Origin of the sequence: Crenobacter oryzisoli (assembly GCF_030385785.1) — a bacterium.
GTDB classification, from domain to species: Bacteria; Pseudomonadota; Gammaproteobacteria; order Burkholderiales; family Chromobacteriaceae; genus Crenobacter_A; species Crenobacter_A oryzisoli.
Genome location: NZ_JAUEDK010000016.1, coordinates 43,720 through 60,188, shown reverse-complemented (window position 1 = coordinate 60,188; position 16,469 = coordinate 43,720). Strand labels below are relative to the sequence as shown.

13 protein-coding genes and 1 riboswitch are annotated in these 16,469 nt (G+C 67.8%); all 13 genes read left to right on the top strand.

The window, feature by feature from the left end; genetic code table 11:
- Window positions 1-121 precede the first annotated feature (121 nt).
- The 13 genes from cbiB (at window position 122) to QU481_RS10630 (ending at window position 16,462) form a co-directional block, all read left to right on the top strand.
- Window positions 122-1,060 carry an adenosylcobinamide-phosphate synthase CbiB gene (cbiB, locus tag QU481_RS10690; RefSeq protein WP_289829966.1) on the top strand — a complete coding sequence of 313 codons (939 nt, stop codon included), beginning with the start codon at window positions 122-124 and terminating at the stop codon, window positions 1,058-1,060.
- The gene (gene cobD, locus QU481_RS10685; RefSeq protein WP_289829965.1) at window positions 1,053-2,036 is read left to right on the top strand and encodes a threonine-phosphate decarboxylase CobD; all 984 of its coding nucleotides are present in this window, start codon (window positions 1,053-1,055) and stop codon (window positions 2,034-2,036) included. The genes cbiB and cobD overlap by 8 nt, the downstream gene beginning before the upstream one ends.
- Before the next feature lie 131 nt (window positions 2,037-2,167).
- Window positions 2,168-2,346: riboswitch (cobalamin riboswitch) on the top strand.
- Window positions 2,347-2,451: 105 nt separating this feature from the next.
- Window positions 2,452-3,507, top strand: a complete 1,056-nt coding sequence (locus QU481_RS10680) for a HoxN/HupN/NixA family nickel/cobalt transporter (protein WP_289829963.1) — start codon at window positions 2,452-2,454, stop codon at window positions 3,505-3,507.
- A gap of 67 nt (window positions 3,508-3,574) precedes the next feature.
- Complete coding sequence (locus QU481_RS10675; RefSeq protein ID WP_289829962.1) at window positions 3,575-3,904, top strand: (2Fe-2S) ferredoxin domain-containing protein; 330 nt, start codon at window positions 3,575-3,577, stop codon at window positions 3,902-3,904.
- A complete protein-coding gene (locus QU481_RS10670) occupies window positions 3,901-8,052 on the top strand; it encodes a cobaltochelatase subunit CobN (RefSeq protein ID WP_289829961.1) in 4,152 nt (1,383 codons plus the stop codon). The genes QU481_RS10675 and QU481_RS10670 overlap by 4 nt, the downstream gene beginning before the upstream one ends.
- Window positions 8,049-9,977, top strand: a complete 1,929-nt coding sequence (locus QU481_RS10665; RefSeq protein WP_289829960.1) for a putative cobaltochelatase — start codon at window positions 8,049-8,051, stop codon at window positions 9,975-9,977. The genes QU481_RS10670 and QU481_RS10665 overlap by 4 nt, the downstream gene beginning before the upstream one ends.
- Entirely contained in the window at window positions 9,974-10,729 is a 756-nt protein-coding gene (cobA, locus tag QU481_RS10660; RefSeq protein WP_289829959.1) for a uroporphyrinogen-III C-methyltransferase, read from the top strand. The genes QU481_RS10665 and cobA overlap by 4 nt, the downstream gene beginning before the upstream one ends.
- Window positions 10,726-11,427: a cobalt-precorrin-7 (C(5))-methyltransferase gene (locus QU481_RS10655; RefSeq protein WP_289829958.1), complete on the top strand. Its 702-nt coding sequence runs from the start codon at window positions 10,726-10,728 to the stop codon at window positions 11,425-11,427. The genes cobA and QU481_RS10655 overlap by 4 nt, the downstream gene beginning before the upstream one ends.
- On the top strand, window positions 11,424-13,001 hold the full coding sequence (locus tag QU481_RS10650; protein ID WP_289829957.1) for a precorrin-8X methylmutase: 1,578 nt from the start codon (window positions 11,424-11,426) through the stop codon (window positions 12,999-13,001). The genes QU481_RS10655 and QU481_RS10650 overlap by 4 nt, the downstream gene beginning before the upstream one ends.
- Window positions 12,998-14,158 carry a cobalt-precorrin-5B (C(1))-methyltransferase CbiD gene (gene cbiD, locus QU481_RS10645; protein ID WP_289829956.1) on the top strand — a complete coding sequence of 387 codons (1,161 nt, stop codon included), beginning with the start codon at window positions 12,998-13,000 and terminating at the stop codon, window positions 14,156-14,158. The genes QU481_RS10650 and cbiD overlap by 4 nt, the downstream gene beginning before the upstream one ends.
- The gene (gene cobI, locus QU481_RS10640; protein ID WP_289829955.1) at window positions 14,155-14,883 is read left to right on the top strand and encodes a precorrin-2 C(20)-methyltransferase; all 729 of its coding nucleotides are present in this window, start codon (window positions 14,155-14,157) and stop codon (window positions 14,881-14,883) included. The genes cbiD and cobI overlap by 4 nt, the downstream gene beginning before the upstream one ends.
- On the top strand, window positions 14,880-15,692 hold the full coding sequence (gene cobM / locus QU481_RS10635; RefSeq protein ID WP_289829954.1) for a precorrin-4 C(11)-methyltransferase: 813 nt from the start codon (window positions 14,880-14,882) through the stop codon (window positions 15,690-15,692). Before cobI ends, cobM begins: the two co-directional genes overlap by 4 nt.
- Entirely contained in the window at window positions 15,689-16,462 is a 774-nt protein-coding gene (locus tag QU481_RS10630) for a cobalamin biosynthesis protein (RefSeq protein ID WP_289829953.1), read from the top strand. The genes cobM and QU481_RS10630 overlap by 4 nt, the downstream gene beginning before the upstream one ends.
- Window positions 16,463-16,469: the final 7 nt, after the last annotated feature.

Genomic DNA, 16,469 nt, shown 5'->3' with positions numbered 1-16,469 from the left:
GCGCATTTTTCGGGCGTTGGCCCTAAAATGGCGGCTTTCGATTCGGCTGTCTTTCGCCGACGGCGCCCGTAAAACGCAGCGTCATCGCGAAGAAAAGCCCGTGATTATATAGGCGCATCCGGTGTTCACATCCGTTTTTCTGTTGCTGGCCGTCCTGATCGACAAACTGTTCGGCGAACCGCCACGCTTTCATCCGCTGGTCGGCTTTGGCCGGCTGGTGCGCTGGGTAGAGGGCAAGCTCTATCCAGCCGACCCGCAGGGCGAATCGGTCAAGCGCATGCGAGTGCGCGGCGCGATCGGCCTCGCGCTGCTTCTGGTGCCGTTGACCCTGCTGGCGGCGCTGTTCGACTGGCTGCCCTACATCGGCTGGTTCTACACCATCTTGCTGCTCTACCTCACGCTGGGCGCCAAGAGCCTGGACCAGCACGCTGCCGCGGTACGCGAAGCGCTGCAGGCCGGCGACCTGCAGCTGGCGCGTCAGCGTGTCGGCATGATAGTTAGCCGCGACACCTCGCGGCTCTCCGAGCAGGACGTTGCACGCGCCACCGTCGAATCGGTGCTGGAAAACGGCAGCGACGCGGTGTTCGCCACGGTGTTCTGGTATCTGGTGCTCGGTGCGCCCGGCGCGGTGCTGTACCGGCTGGTCAACACCATGGACGCGATGTGGGGCTACAAGAATGAGCGCTACCTGCACTTCGGCTGGGCGGCGGCGCGGCTCGACGACGTGATGAATTACATTCCCGCCCGCCTGACCGCGCTGACCTATGCACTGCTGGGCAAGCGCCAGGACGCGCTGCGCTGCTGGCGCGAACAGGCGCCGACCTGGTACAGCCCGAACGCAGGCCCGGTGATGGCGGCTGGCGCCGGCTCGCTGGGCGTGGAGCTGGGCGGTGCTGCCGTCTACCACGGCAGCCTCAAGGAGCGCCCGTCGCTAGGTCTGGGCCACGCACCGGAGGCGGCCGACATTCTGCGCGCACAGCGCCTGGTCAGCCGCGGCCTGTGGCTGTGGGTGATGCTGGCGCTGGCGATCGGCCTGCCCTTGGGATACTTCTATGCTTGAGCACGGCGGCGGCCTAATCGCCGCGGCGCGCCGCTACGGCATCCCTCGAGAGCAATGGCTCGACCTGTCCACCGGCCTGAACCCGCAGGGTTGGCTGGTACCCGCCTTGCCGGCGAGCTGCTGGCAGCGCCTGCCTGAGGAGCACGACGGCCTGGAAGCCGCCGCGGCCGACTATTACGGCAGCGTCAACCTGCTGCCGGTGGCCGGCTCGCAGGCGGCGATCCAGGCACTGCCGCTGCTGCGCCCGGCCGGCCGCGTCGGCGTGCTCTCTACCAGCTATGCCGAACACGCCCATGCTTGGCAGCGTCACGGCCTCCAAGTCATGCCGCTGGAGCCGGACGCGATCGATGCCGCACTGCCGACGCTCGACGTGCTGCTTCTAGTCAACCCGAATAATCCGACCGGCCAGCGCTTTTCGGTCGACACGCTGCAAGGCTGGCGGGCCACGTTGGCCGAACGCGGCGGCTGGCTGATCGTCGACGAGGCGTTCATGGACTGCACGCCCGAGGAGAGCCTGGTGCCGCAGGCTGGCCTGCCGGGCCTGATCGTGCTGCGCTCGCTCGGCAAGTTCTTCGGCCTCGCCGGCGCGCGGGTCGGCTTCGTGTTCGCCTGGAGCGAGCTGCTCGACGCGCTGCGCGAAGAGCTGGGGCCCTGGACGCTGGCCGGCCCTGCGCGTGCAGCTGCACGGCTCGCCCTGCTCGACACCGACTGGCAGGTAACCGCCCGTCAGCGCTTGGCCGCCGACGGCACCCGCCTCGCGGCCCTGTTGGCCGAACATGGCCTGACGCCGACTGGCGGCACGCCGTTGTTCCAGTGGCTGCAGCGCTCCGACGCCCAAACCATCCACGAGGTGCTGGCTCGGCGCGGCATCCTCACCCGCCACTTCGCCGCGCCCGCAAGCGTGCGCTTCGGTCTTCCTCCCGACGAGGCCGGCTGGCAACGGCTGGCCGAGGCGTTGGCCGAATTGCGTGGCTAAATCCGCAAGCGGGTGAAAAATGCCCGGTTGCAACAAGCCGGCGCACTTCTCCACCCAGATCGCCCCCACCCCCACCACAAGATCGTGAACCGCCGACCGGCGGTTCACATCCATGTCGTCATCACGTATCATCCGCGCCAGTTCATGATGGTGCCCTTCACGGGTGAAACGGGAACGCGGTGCGATGCCGCGGCTGCCCCCGCAACTGTAAGTGACGAGCCAGCGCAAACACGCCACTGGGTTTTCCCGGGAAGGCGCGCTTCGGCAATGACGCACGAGCCAGGAGACCGGCCATCATCTTCAGTCGACGTGGGTTGAAACCGGGCGGGGTGCACCGGGGGATACAACGAGCGACCGAAACCGGTCGTTTTGTCCTCTCTCGCGGCGATGCTCCTGCTCCAAGGACACCCTAATTATGTCTTCGCCGTTGTTGCAGTCTTCTCTTTCTCGAAGCCCGCTATCCCGCCGCGTGCCACTCGGTCTGCTCGCGCTCCTGGTCGGCATCAATCTGGCCGCCTGGTTCTGGGCACTGACCGCCTTCGCCGGCCACCCGGCGCTGGCCGGAACCGCCCTGCTCGCCTACCTGCTCGGCCTGCGCCACGCCGTCGACGCCGACCACATCGCCGCCATCGACAACACTGTGCGCAAACTGATGCAGGACAACCAGCGCCCGCTCGCAGTCGGTTTCTTTTTCGCCGCAGGCCACTCGACCATCGTGCTGATCGGCGTCGTGGTCATCCTGTTCGCCACGGCCACCTTGCAGGGTCAAATGAAGTCGTTCAGCGAGACCGGTAGCCTGATCGGCACCGGGGTTTCCGCGCTGTTTCTGCTGGTCATCGCGCTCTACAACATGAACGTGCTGCGTGGGGTGTGGCGCAATTTCCGGCTTATGCAGCGCGGCACGCCCGTCAGCGAGGAACAGCTCGATATCCTTCTTGGCAACCGCGGCCTGCTCGCCCGCCTGTTGCGGCCGCTATTCCGACTCGTCACCAAGAGCTGGCACATGTTTCCGATCGGCTTTTTGTTTGGCCTGGGTTTTGACACCGCCACCGAGGTCGGCCTGTTCGCCCTGTCGGCCACGCACTCGGTCGACATCGTGCCGGTGTGGCACATTCTGGCGCTGCCCGTCCTGTTCGCCGCCGGCATGTCGCTGGTCGACACGCTGGACAGCATGTTGATGGTTGGTGCCTACGGCTGGGCCTTCGTCAAGCCGGTACGCAAGCTCTGGTACAACCTGACCATCACCCTGGTGTCAGTCGTAATCGCCGTCGTGATCGGCGGGCTGGAAGCGCTCGGCCTGATTGCCCGGAAGTTCGAGCTGGCCGGTGGAATCTGGGACATCGTCGCGACCCTGAACGAGAACCTGGCTCATTTTGGTTACATTGTCATCGCGCTTTTCGTGGCAAGCTGGGTGGTTTCGGCGGCCATCTACAAATGGAAGCGCTACGACACCCTGGCCGACGGCCATTGAGATATCCGGACGAGGCGCCCTGCATGCGACTTTCCGGGCCGCGCGTCGTCAACCTACGGCAAATGCCATGAGACTCCATTACAAACACGTGCTGATGTGCACCGGACCGCGCTGCACCGAGAACGGCGTCGAAGCCGAAGAAATGTTCAAGGTACTCGGCCAGACCATCGACGCCTGCGAAGGCCTGCGCGCCAAGCGCACCCGCACCCACTGCTTCGCGGTCTGCAAGGAAGGGCCGATTCTCGCCGTGTATCCGGACGGTGTCTGGTACCGCAAGGTCGACGCCGACGCTATCCGGCGCATCGTGCCCGAACATCTGCGTGACGGTTGTCCGGTCGAACCGCTGATCTTCCACAAGCTCGGTATCGGCGATGTAGAACCGGAGGGTGAAGCATGAGCGCCCGCATCGTCCTGTTGACCCACGCGGGCACCGACCTGTCCGCGCTGGCCCGCGCCCGCGCGCTGCTGCCCGAGGACTTTGCCGCCGTCGAGGCGGTGAATCTGCAAAGCATCGATAGCCCCGAGCGCATGGATGCGCTGATCGCGACAACGTTGGCCGAGGCGCGCGTGCTCTTGGTGCGCCTGCTCGGCCGCGCCAACGCGGTCCCCGGCTTCGACGCGCTGCGCCGCGACGCCGAAGCGCACGGCCGGTCGCTGATCGTGGTCAGCGGCACCGGCGAGCCGGACCCGGAGCTGGCCGCGCTGTGCACCGTGCCGCCGGCACTGCAGCACGAGGCCACCGCCTACCTGCAGGCGGGCGGCACCGGCAATATGGCGCAGCTGCTGCGCTGCCTGTCCGACCGGCTGCTGATGACCGGCGTCGGCTACCTGCCGCCGGCCGCCCTGCCCGACCACGGCATTTACCACCCGGAGCTGGAAGGGCTGGCGACGCTGGACGACTGGCTGGCGATCCACAATCCGTCCTGGCCGACCGTCGGCATCACCTTCTACCGTGCGCACTGGTTGTCCGGCAACACCCGCTTCATCGACCAGCTGGTCGACGCCCTGGCTGAACGCCGGCTCAACGCGCTGCCGGTGTATACCGCGTCTCTCAGGACGTTGAGCGAGTCTGGCCTGCCGGCCGCGCTGGACTTCTTCGTCGACGGCGCCGCCTGCCGCATCGACGCTCTGATCAATACGACATCGTTCGCAATGGGCGACGTCAACGCCGACGGCCCGACCGCGGCCGGCTGGTCGGTGGCGGCATTCGAGCGGCTCGATCTGCCGGTGATCCAGGCGATCACCAGCAGCATGACCGTTGCACAATGGGAAGCGTCCGAGCGCGGCCTCAACCCGCTCGATACCGCGATGAACGTGGCGCTACCGGAGTTCGACGGCCGCATCATCGGCGTGCCGATCTCGTTCAAGCACGAGCAGGACGAAACCGAGTACGCGCCGCTGCCGGACCGAGTGCGCCGCGTGGCCGGCATTGCCGCGCGCCAGGTGGCGCTGCGCTGCACGCCGAATAGCCAGAAGCGCATCGCCTTCATCTTCACCAACTCCAACAGCAAGGCCTCGCAGATCGGCAACGCGGTGGGGCTGGATTCCCCGGCCTCGCTGTTCGCGCTGCTGCACGCGATGCGCGAGGCAGGCTACCACCTGCCCGACCTGCCCGAATCGAGTGACGCGCTGATCCACACACTGATCGACCGCGGCGCCTACGACGAGGACTACCTGACTGCCGACCAGCTGGAGCAGGCCGTCGCCAGCGTTCCCGCAAACCGCTACGCAGAATGGTTCGGCCAACTGCCGACTGTTCTGCGTGACAAGATGCAGCAGCGCTGGGGCGACGCGCCGGGCCAGGCCTATGTGCACGACAACAAACTGGTGTTCGCCGGCCTGGAATACGGCAACGCCTTCGTGGCACTGCAACCTCCGCGCGGTTACGGCATGGACCCGGATGCGATCTACCACACGCCCGACCTGCCACCGACCCACCACTACTACGCGCTGTACTGCTGGCTGCGCGACGACTGGCGCGCCGACGCCATCGTCCACGTCGGCAAGCATGGCACGCTGGAATGGCTGCCCGGCAAGGGCGTGGGCGTGTCGGAAAATTGCTTCCCGGATGCGCTGCTCGGCGATCTGCCGATGTTCTACCCGTTCATTTTGAACGACCCGGGCGAAGGCTCTCAGGCCAAGCGCCGCGCGCACTCGGTGATCATCGACCACCTCACCCCGCCGATGACCACCGCAGACACTTACGGCCCGCTGGCGCAGCTGACCCAGCTGGTGGACGAGTACTACCAGGTCGAAATGCTCGACCCGGCCAAGCTGCCGCTCTTGCAGCAGCAGATCTGGGACCTGATCAAGGAAGCCAAGCTCGACACCGACCTGGCGGCGATGCTGAAGCACGATCACGACCATGATGATCACGGGCACGACCATCATCATGACCATGCGCACGAGCACCCCGCGCATGACCACGATCACCCTCACGGCGAGCACGGGCACCGCCACGCGCCGCAGCCGGCCGTCGGCGGTGGCAAGTACCGCTTGCAGACGAGCAAGCCGGTAGCCGTTCAGCCTGCGGCGGCCGCTGCGACCAAATACCGGCTGAGCCCGGCCAAGGCGCACGATCACCATGGGCACGGCCATCACCACGGCCATGATCACCATCATGACCACGATCATCATGGTCACCACCATCACGGCGATCATCACCATGATCACGACCACGAGTGGGACGACACGCTGAACGAGGACGGCGTGCCGATGACGCTGGCCAAGATGGAGGGCGTGGACGTCGCCCACCTGATCGAGGACATCGACGGCTACCTGTGCGAGCTCGGCGCGGCGCAGATCCGCGACGGCCTGCATATCCTCGGCAAGGTGCCTCAGGACACGGCGTTGGTCGACATGGTGTGCGCGCTGGTGCGCCTGCCCAACCTAGCGATCCCGAGCCTGCCGGCCGGCGTCGCGGCGGCGCTCGGTGTGGATTGGCAAACGCTGCAGGACGACCAGGGCAAGCGCCTGACGACGGTGCCGGACGCGCTGCAACGCCTGGCCGATGCCCCGATCGTCACCCGCGCCGACGCGCACGACGCGATCACCGCGCTGGGCCGGTGCCTTGTCGCGACCTTGGCCGAACACGGCTTCGACGCGAGCGTGATCGACGCCACCTTGGCCGAAGGGCTGGCCGGCAGCGCCGATACCGGCTCGGTGCGCCGCACCCTCGCCTACGTCTGCCAGGAGCTGGTGCCCAACCTCGACCGCACTTCGGAAGAGATCGCCAACCTGCTGCGCGGCCTCGCCGGCGGCTACGTGCCGGCCGGCCCGAGCGGCGCGCCCACCCGCGGCATGGCGCACGTGCTGCCGACCGGGCGCAACTTCTACTCGGTCGACCCGCGCAGCCTGCCTTCGCAGGCGGCCTGGCGCATCGGCACCGAGCTCGCCAACGAAGTGCTGGCGCGCCACCGCAAGGAAACCGGCCACGAGCCAGAATCGGTCAGCATCAGCGTATGGGGCACCAGCGCCATGCGCACCCACGGCGACGACATCGCGCAGATCTTGGCGCTGCTCGGCGTGCGGCCGCGCTGGCAGGCCGAGAGCCGCCGCGTCGCCGGCATCGAGGTGATCCCGCTCGCCGAACTGGGTCGCCCACGCATCGACGTGACGGTGCGCATCAGCGGTTTCTTCCGCGACGCCTTCCCGCACCTGATCCACCTGGTGGACGAGGCGGTGCACACGGTGGCGCGCCTCGATGAACCGGTGGAACAGAACTTCGTACGCAAGCACTACCTGGCGGACCTGAAGCACCAGCTGTTCGGCCAACGTACGGAGTCCGACGCAGAGCAGCAGGCGCTGTATCGCGTGTTCGGCTCCAAACCCGGCACCTACGGCGCCGGCATCCTGCCGCTGATCAACGAGCAGAACTGGGAAACCGACGCCGACTTTGCCACCGCCTATATCAACTGGGGCGGCTACGCCTACGGCCGGCAGGCCAACGGCACCGACGCGCGCGACGAGTTCCGCCACCGGCTGTCCGGCGTCGAAGTGGCGCTGCACAACCAGGACAACCGCGAGCACGACATCTTCGACAGCGACGACTACCTGCAGTACCACGGCGGCATGATCGCCACCATCCGCAGCCTGACCGGCCGGCAGCCGCGCCACTACTTCGGCGACAGCCACAACCCGGACAACCCGGCGGTGCGCGGCCTGAAGGAGGAAGTACTGCGCGTGTTCCGCTCGCGCGTCGCCAACCCGAAATGGATCGCCAGCATCCAGAAGCACGGCTACAAGGGCGGGCTGGAGCTGACCGCCACGGTGGACTACCTGTTCGGCTACGACGCCACCGCCCACGTGGTGGACGACTGGGTGTACGAACAGTTGGCCGAAACCTATGCGTTCGACCCGGCCATGCAGCAATTCTTCGCCGAGAGCAATCCGTGGGCGCTCGGCGCGATCACTGAACGACTACTCGAGGCCGCGCAGCGCCAGCTGTGGGAACAACCCAAGCCCGAAACGCTGGAAGCGCTGAAGGCGCTGCACCTCTCAAGCGAAGCGATGCTGGAAGCGCGCGGCGAGAATCCGACACGATGAGACACAACTACCCCTTCGCCGCCATCGTCGGCCAGGAACAACTGAAGCGCGCGCTGCTGCTGTGCGCGATCGACCCGACCCTGGGCGGTGTGCTGATCCGCGGTGATAAGGGCACGGCCAAGAGCACCGCCGCGCGCGGCCTGACCGACGTGCTGCCGCCAATCGAGCGCGTCGCCGGCTGCGCCTTCAACTGCGCCCCGGACGCGCCGTTGACCGAATGCGAAGCCTGCCAGAGCGGCAGCGCCGAGCACCGCCATTCGCCCGTGCCGTTCGTCAACCTGCCGCTCGGCGCTACCGAGGACCGCGTACTCGGCAGCCTCGACTTCGAGCGCGCGCTGAAGGACGGCAAGAAGGCGTTCCAGCCCGGTCTCTTGGCCGCCGCACACCGTGGACTGCTGTACATCGACGAGGTGAACCTGCTGGCCGACCACCTGGTGGACGTGCTGCTGGACGTGTCGGCGATGGGCCGCAACACGGTGGAACGCGAGGGCCTGGCGATCAGCCACCCGGCGCGCATCACCCTGCTCGGTACGATGAACCTGGAAGAAGGCGAGCTGCGCCCGCAGTTGCTCGACCGCTTCGGCCTGATGGTGGAAGTCAGTGCGCCGCGCGACCCAGTGGTGCGCACCGAGGTGGTACGCCGCCGCCTGGCGTTCGAGGCCGACCCGGCGGGCTTCATCGCCACCTGGCAGGCCGACACCGACGCGCTGCGCGCGACGATCCACGCCGCACAGGACAATATCGCCGGCGTTGCCCTGCCCGACTCGCTGCTGTCCTTCATCAGCGAGCTGTGCTGCGAGTTCGAGGTAGCCAGCCTTCGCGCCGACATCGTGATGCACAAGGCGGCACGAGCGATCGCCGCGCTGGCCGGCCGCGATACCGTCACGGCCGAGGACGTGCGCGATGCGGCCGAGCTGGTGCTGCCGCACCGGCGCCGCAAAAAGCCGTTCGAGCAGCCCGGCCTCGACCGAGACAAGCTCGACGAGCTGACACGCCAGGCGTCGCCACCACCTCCGCCGCCGCAAAGCGAATTCGGCCAAGGCGATGCCGAGAGCAATCCGAGCGAAACCGATGCTGCAAATGACGACAACGAACAGCCCAGCCACGCGGCGGATCAGTTGCAGGTATTCGCCGCCGGCCCGGCCGCCGAGATTGGCCGAATTGAGGTAACGGCGCTCACGGCGCACGAGGCCAGCGGCCGGCGCAGCAGCGTCAGCGGCGCGCGGCGCGGCCATGCCGTCGGCGCAATAAAGAACGAAGCACCGAGCCAACTGGCGGTGGACGCCACGCTGCGCCACGCGATGCTGCGCAACCCGAACGACTTCAGCGTCACCCGCGCCGACCTGCACGAGAAAGTGCGCGCCGGCCGCGAGGGCAACCTGGTGCTGCTGGTGGTGGACGCGTCCGGCTCCATGGCGGCACGCCGCCGCATGGAGCTGGTGAAATCCTGCGTGCTCGGCCTGCTGCAGGACGCCTACCAGCGTCGCGACCAAGTGGCAGTAATCGCCTTCCGCGCCGAGGGCGCCGAGTTGGTGCTGGCTCCGACCCGCCAGGTCGAACAGGCCGAATTGGCCTTGCGCGAGCTACCCACCGGTGGGCGCACCCCGCTCGCCCACGCGCTTCAGCTGGCGGTACAGACGCTGGCGAAACAGTCCGAACTGACACCATTGTTGGTGCTGCTCTCCGACGGACGCGCCAATATCGCGCTCGACACCCATGCCGACCCGTGGCGCGAGTCGCTGACCTTGGCCGAAGGCATTGCCGGCCTCGGCACGCCAGCGCTGGTGCTCGACACCGAGGAAGGCTTCGTCAAGCTCGGCCGCGCGCGCGAACTGGCGCAGGCGCTGATGGCGGACTACCTGCCGCTCGACCAACTCACCGGCGAGCAGCTGTCGCTGACCATCCGCGAAAGGCTACCGCAATGAAACCAGGCAAGGTTTACCTGATCGGCGCCGGCCCAGGCGACGTGGAGCTGTTGACGCTGAAGGCGGTGCGCCGACTCGGCCTCGCCGACGTGGTGCTGATCGACGATCTCGCCAACGATGAGGTGCTACAGTTCGTGCCCAAGCATGCCGAAGTGGTCCGCGTCGGCAAGCGCGGCGGCTGTGCGTCGGTGGCGCAGGCCGACATCGAGGCCCGATTGCTCACCGAAGCGCGCGCCGGCCGCTGCGTCGCTCGCGTCAAAGGGGGAGATCCCTTCGTGTTCGGCCGCGGCGGCGAGGAAATGCAGGCGCTGCTGGCGGCCGGCATAGCGGTCGAGGTGGTCAACGGCATCACCGCGGGCCTCGCGGTACCGGCCACGCTCGGCATCCCGCTCACCCACCGCGACCACGTACACGGCGTCACCTTCGTGTCGGGCCACACCCATCAGGGCGACGAGCCCGACTGGGCCGCGCTGGCGAAGAGCGGCATGACGCTGGTGATCTACATGGGGATGAGCCGGCTCGGCCTCATCACCGAACAATTGCAACAGGGCCTGCCGGCCGACACCCCGGCGGCGGCGATCCAGTACGGCACCCGCCCGGAACAGCGCGAGGTGGTCGGCACACTGGCGACGCTCGCCGCCGATGTCGCCGCTGCCGGCCTCGGCAGCCCGGCGCTGGTAGTGGTCGGCCCGACCGTGGACCTCTCCCGCCTGCCGGCGCGTGGCCAAACTATTGAAAAGGAATTCGCATGATTGTCTGCATCGGCGCCGGCCCCGGCGACATCGGCTACCTGCCGCAACGCTCGGCCCAACTGATCCGCGAGGCCGACGTAGTGGCCGGCTTCAACGCGGTGATCGACGTGGTGCGCTCGCTGATCCCGGACACCGCCGAGGTGATCCAGATGGGCTACCGCGACCAGGTCGCCCAGCTGGACATTGTTGCCGAGCGCCACCATGCCGGCAAAAAGTGCGTGGTGGTGTTCATGGGTGACATCCACTTCAGTGGCTTCCAGTACCTAGAACGTGTCGAGCGCGCCTGCGGCCACCCGGTGGACACCATCCCGGGCATTTCGTCGGCGCAAATCCTGGCCTCGCGCGCCAAGGTGTGCTTCGACGAAACCACCTTCGTCACCTTCCACCGCCGCGGCGACCTGACCCCGTTCAAGCGTCACCTGGTGCACGTGCTGCAGGACCAACGCAACGCCATCGTGATCCCCTGCCCGTGGGATGAGGCGCGTTCGTTCATGCCCTGGCACATCGCCGCCTACCTGCTGGAAAACGGCATCCCGGCCGAGCACCGCGTGGAGGTCTGGGAAAACCTGACCCGTGGCGACGCCGAATGGCACGGTAGCTTGGCCGAATGCGCCGACCAGCGTTTCTCGGACATGAGCATCATGCTGATCCGCACGCTAGACCCGATGGACAGCCAGATCGAGCCGACCCACAAATGAGCACCAACGACTACGCCATCGTGCTGGCCGGCCACGGCAGCCGCGACCCGGACGGGGTCAACGAATTCATGGCACTGGTCGAGCTGCTGCGCGAACGCGCCGGCGGCCGCACCGTCGAGCATGGCTTCTTGGAGTTCGCCACGCCGACCATCGATCAGGCCGTTGACACTGTGATCGAAGCCGGCGCGAAGAAAGTGGTGATGGTGCCGGGCGTGCTGCTCGCCGCCACCCACGCCAAGAACGACATGCCGAGCGAGCTGTTGGCCTTGCAGCGCGCCCACCCCGATACCGAGTTCCACTTCGGCGCGGCGATGGACCTGCATCCGAAGCTGCTGGAGCTGTGCCGCCAGCGCATTATCGAGGCCGAGGGCCAATCGGCCCACACCGTGTCGCGCGCCGACACCTGCCTGGTGGTGGTCGGGCGCGGCACCTCGGACCCGGACGCGAATTCCGAGATTTCCAAGCTGACGCGCATGCTCGAAGAAGGCATGGGCTTCGGCACCTCCTTCGTCTGCTATTCCGGCACCGCCAAGCCGCTGGTGGCCGACGGCCTACGCGCCGCCGCGCTGTTGGGCCACAAGCGCATCGTGGTGGTGCCCTACTTCCTGTTCGACGGCGTGCTGGTGAAACGCATCTACGGCGCCGTCGACGACCTCGCCGCGCGCCACCCGGAAATCGAGGTGCTGCCGGCGCCTTACCTGGGCGTGCACCCGCACGTCGCCGACGTGTTCCTGGAACGCGCGCAGGAAGGCGTCGAGGGCCGCGCCGCGATGAACTGCGCGCTGTGCAAGTACCGGGTACAAATCGTCGGCTTCGAAGAACAGGTCGGCACGCCGCAGCAGGGCCACCACGGCCTGGTGCGCGGGCTGCTCGGCCGCAGCGACGCCGCGCCGGCGCCGCTCGATGTCTGGCCGCCCTACGTGCCGCACCCGATCGAAGCCGAGAGCATGCGCATCATCGACGAGGGACGCGACTGGTCCGACGTGCCGACCGACCACCAGATCGTGTTGAAGCGCCTGGTGCATACCAGCGGCGACTTCGACATCGTCGACGACCTGGTCTTCTCGCCGGGGGCGGTCGAGACCGGCATTCGCGCGCTGCTGCGCTGCCGCCGCATCGTCGCCGACGTCACCATGGTGCAGACCGGTCTGAAGCGCGCGGTGCTCGATCAGCTGGGCGTGGAGACCTGGTGCGGCGTGCACGACAAGGAAACCCACCTGCTGGCCGAAACGCACGGCATCACCCGCTCGGCCGCCGGCATCCGCCGCGCCTGGCAGAAGTTCGGCAACGACGTGGTGGTGGCGATCGGCGACGCGCCGACTGCGATCATGGAGGTGGTACGGCTGGTGCGCGAGCACGGCTGGCGCCCGCAGCTGGTGGTCGGCCTGCCGGTCGGCTTCGTCGGCACGCGCGAGTGCAAGGAAGAGCTGGCCCGCCTGATGCAGGTGCCGCGCATCACCAACCGCGGCACGCGCGGCGGCTCGCCGTGGGCGGCCTCGGCGGTCAACGCGATGATGATCGCCGCGATCGACCGCGTATACCGCGAAAACCAGGAACAGCAAGCAGCGCGATGAGCGAGTCAGTCCGTCGCCCCTACGACCTCGCCACGCCGGCCCCAAACGGTCTGCGCCGCGGCCGCACCACCGGCAGCTGCGCCACCGCGGCGGTGAAGGCGGCGCTGACGCTGCTGGTGACGGGCGAAACGGTCAACGAGGTGGAGGTGAGCCTGCCCGATCCGGACTACTACCTGGTGGTGCCGGTGGAAAAGGTCGAGCGGTTGGAAAGCGGCGTGGTACGCGCCGAGGTGCTGAAGTACAGCGGCGACGACCCGGACAACACCGACGGCGCGACGATCTTCGCCGAGGTGTCGGTGAACGGTAGCGGCGCGCTGCGCTTCATCGCCGCGCCCGGCGTCGGCATGGTCACCCAGCCGGGCCTGCGCATCCCGCCCGGAGAGCCAGCGATCAACCCGGTGCCGCGTCAGATGATGCAGTGGGCGGTCGACGAGGTGCTGGCTGGTGGAGCCAACCCCGGCTTCGATCTAGCCATCGGCTGCGTCGACGGCGACAAGATCGCCAAGCGTACCTTCAACCCGATGCTCGGCATCGTCGGCGGCATCTCGATCCTCGGCACCAGCGGCATCGTCGAGCCGATGTCGCTGGCGGCGTGGATGGCGTCGATCGAGGTTTACATCCGCGTGGCGCTGGGCCACAGGCCCAAGGCCATCGCCTTCACCCCGGGCAAGATCGGTCGTGGCTACGCCGCCGACACGCTGCACCTGGAAAAGAAGGAAGTAGTGCAGATCGCCAACTTCGTCGGCGTGTCGCTCGACTACGCGCAGGCGACGCTGGAAGAACAACAGGCGCGGCTGGGCACGCTGTGGGTGCTGGGTCACCCCGGCAAGATCGCCAAGCTGCTCGACGGCGTGTGGGACACCCACTCCAGCAAGAGCGGCATGGCGATGGGATCGGTCGCCGCTGTGGCCGCCGAGATGGGCTTTGCTGCCAACCTCGTCGACCAGATTGAGAAAGCCAATACCGTGGAAAACGTAGTGCAAATCATGAAACCCCAGGCCGACGCGCGCGGCTACTGGATGGAAATCGAGCGCCGCGTCGCCGTTCTGATGGCGCCCAAGGTGCCGAGCGTCGACCGCGTGGCGGTGCGCCTGTTCAGCATGGACGGCACCCCGCTCGGCGAAGCCACCAGTGCAACAACCGGAGAAGCGGCATGAGTCTCGGACACTTCACCGGCGTCGGCGTCGGGCCGGGCCCTGCCGGGCTGATCCCGGTCGCGGCGCTGGAAGCGCTGCAGCGCACCGACCTGATCTACCTGCCGCGAGCCCGTGGCAGCGAGGTCTCTGTCGCGCGGCAGTGCCTGGCCGGCCTCGCCATTCCCGACGAGAAATTCCGCGAGATCGAGTTCCAGATGGACCCGGACCGCAGTGTGCTGTCGAGCCACTACGGCGAGCTGGCCGAAGCGGTCGCCGCCGAGCTGTCGGCGGGGCGCAACGTCGCCTACCTGACCATCGGCGACTCGATGACCTATTCGACTTACGGCTACCTGCTCGCCGCGCTACGCGACAAGCTGCCGGATCTCGCCCATACCACCTTCCCCGGCGTGACCAGCTTCGCCGCCACCGCGTCGGCGCTGTCCTGGCCGTTGGGCGAAGGCAAGGAACGCATCCTGATCCTGCCCTGCCCGGACGATATGGCCGAGTTGCGCGCCGACATCGAGGGCCACGACATCGTGGTGCTGATGAAGATCGGCGCACGGCTGCCGGACGTGCTCGGGCTGCTGGCCGAGATGGGCATCGCCCGCCACTGCGCGTTCGCGCGCCGTATCGGCCTGCCCGGCGAAGTGCTGTGCGACGACGTGAGCCAGCTCACCGCCGACGCCAGCGGCTACCTCGCCACCATGCTGATCCGCAAAACCGCCCGGGAGCAACGTCACCCATGAGAGTCTATTTCATCGGCGCCGGCCCCGGCGCCGCCGACCTGATCACGCTGCGCGGCAGCCGCCTCTTGGGCGCCGTGACTATGGTTCTGTACGCCGGCTCGCTGGTGCCGGCCGAGATGCTGCAGCACTGCCGCGCCGACGCCGAAATCTTCGACACCGCCGAGCTGTCGCTCGACGAGCAGGAGGCGCTGTACCGCCGCGCCCAAGCGGAGGACAAGGATGTGGTGCGGCTGCATTCGGGCGACCCGGCCATCTACGGCGCCACCGCCGAGCAGATGCGCCGGCTCGAAGCGCTCGACATCGAGTACGAGATCGTCCCTGGCGTGTCCTCGTTCACCGCCGCCGCCGCCGCGCTTGGCAGCGAGCTGACCCGCCCTGCGGTGTCGCAATCGATCATCCTGACCCGCGTGTCCGGCCGCGCCTCGGCGGTGCCGGAGCTGGAGTCGATCGCGCGCTTCGCCGAACACCAGGCGACGATGTGCATCTTCCTGTCCGGCCAGCGGCTGAAACAGACCATCGCCGACCTGCTGCTGCACTACCCGGCCGACACGCCGGTGGCGCTGGTGCGTCGCGCCAGCTGGCCCGACCAGGCGATCCACCGCAGTACACTCTCCAAGCTGATGAGCGAGGTGAAGCAGAAGGACTGGCTGCTGACGACCTTGCTGCTGGTCGGCCACGCGCTGTCGCGCGAAGGCGGCGTGGAGTCGAGCCTGTACGCGGCCGGCTTCACCCACATTTTCCGCGACGGCACCGACCGCAAGACGCCGCGCCCAAGCAAGCGCAAGAAGACTGTGGAGAACGGCGCGTGAACGAGACCGCCGTCTGGCTGGTGCGCGAAGACGCCCTGCCGCTCGGCCAAAGCTTGGCCGAGGCGCTGGGCGCCACGCTGTACCGGCCGTGGCTGACACCCGGCGACAGCCCGCGCGAACAGTTCCGCCGCGCGTTCCATCAGCACTGCCGCTGGGTGGTGGTGATGGCGAGCGGTATCGCGGTGCGCTACCTCGACGGCCTGCCGGCGAGCAAGTACACCGACCCGGCGCTGGTGGTGCTCGACGAGGCAGCGCGCTTCGCCATCCCACTGCTGTCCGGCCACGAGGGCGGCGCCAACGCGCTCGCCTACGAGGTCGCGCGGCTCACCGGTGCGATCCCGGCCGTCACCACTGCCACCGAGGCGATGAAACCGCTGACGCTCGGCCTCGGCTGTCGACGCGGCAAGCCGGTGGACGACATCGAACGCGCGGTGAAAGCCGCGCTGGGCGATCGAACCCTGGCCGAGGTGCGGGAGGTCGCGACCATCGACCTCAAGGCCGACGAGATCGGCCTGCTTGCTTTCTGCGAACGCCACGGCCTGCCCTTGCGCGTGATCGCCCGGGCCGACGTCGCCGCGCGCGGTTGGACGGGCGAGCCATCCGACTGGGTGCAGCAGAACGTCGGCGTCGCCGGCGTGTGCGAGCCCTGTGCGCTGATCGCCAGCCCGCGCGGCCGGCTGATCGTGCCCAAGACCGCGCTGGACGGCGTCACCGTCGCCGTGGTCGAAGACCGCCCTACCGATTACCCGCATGACGCCACGGCGCCATGACCGAACA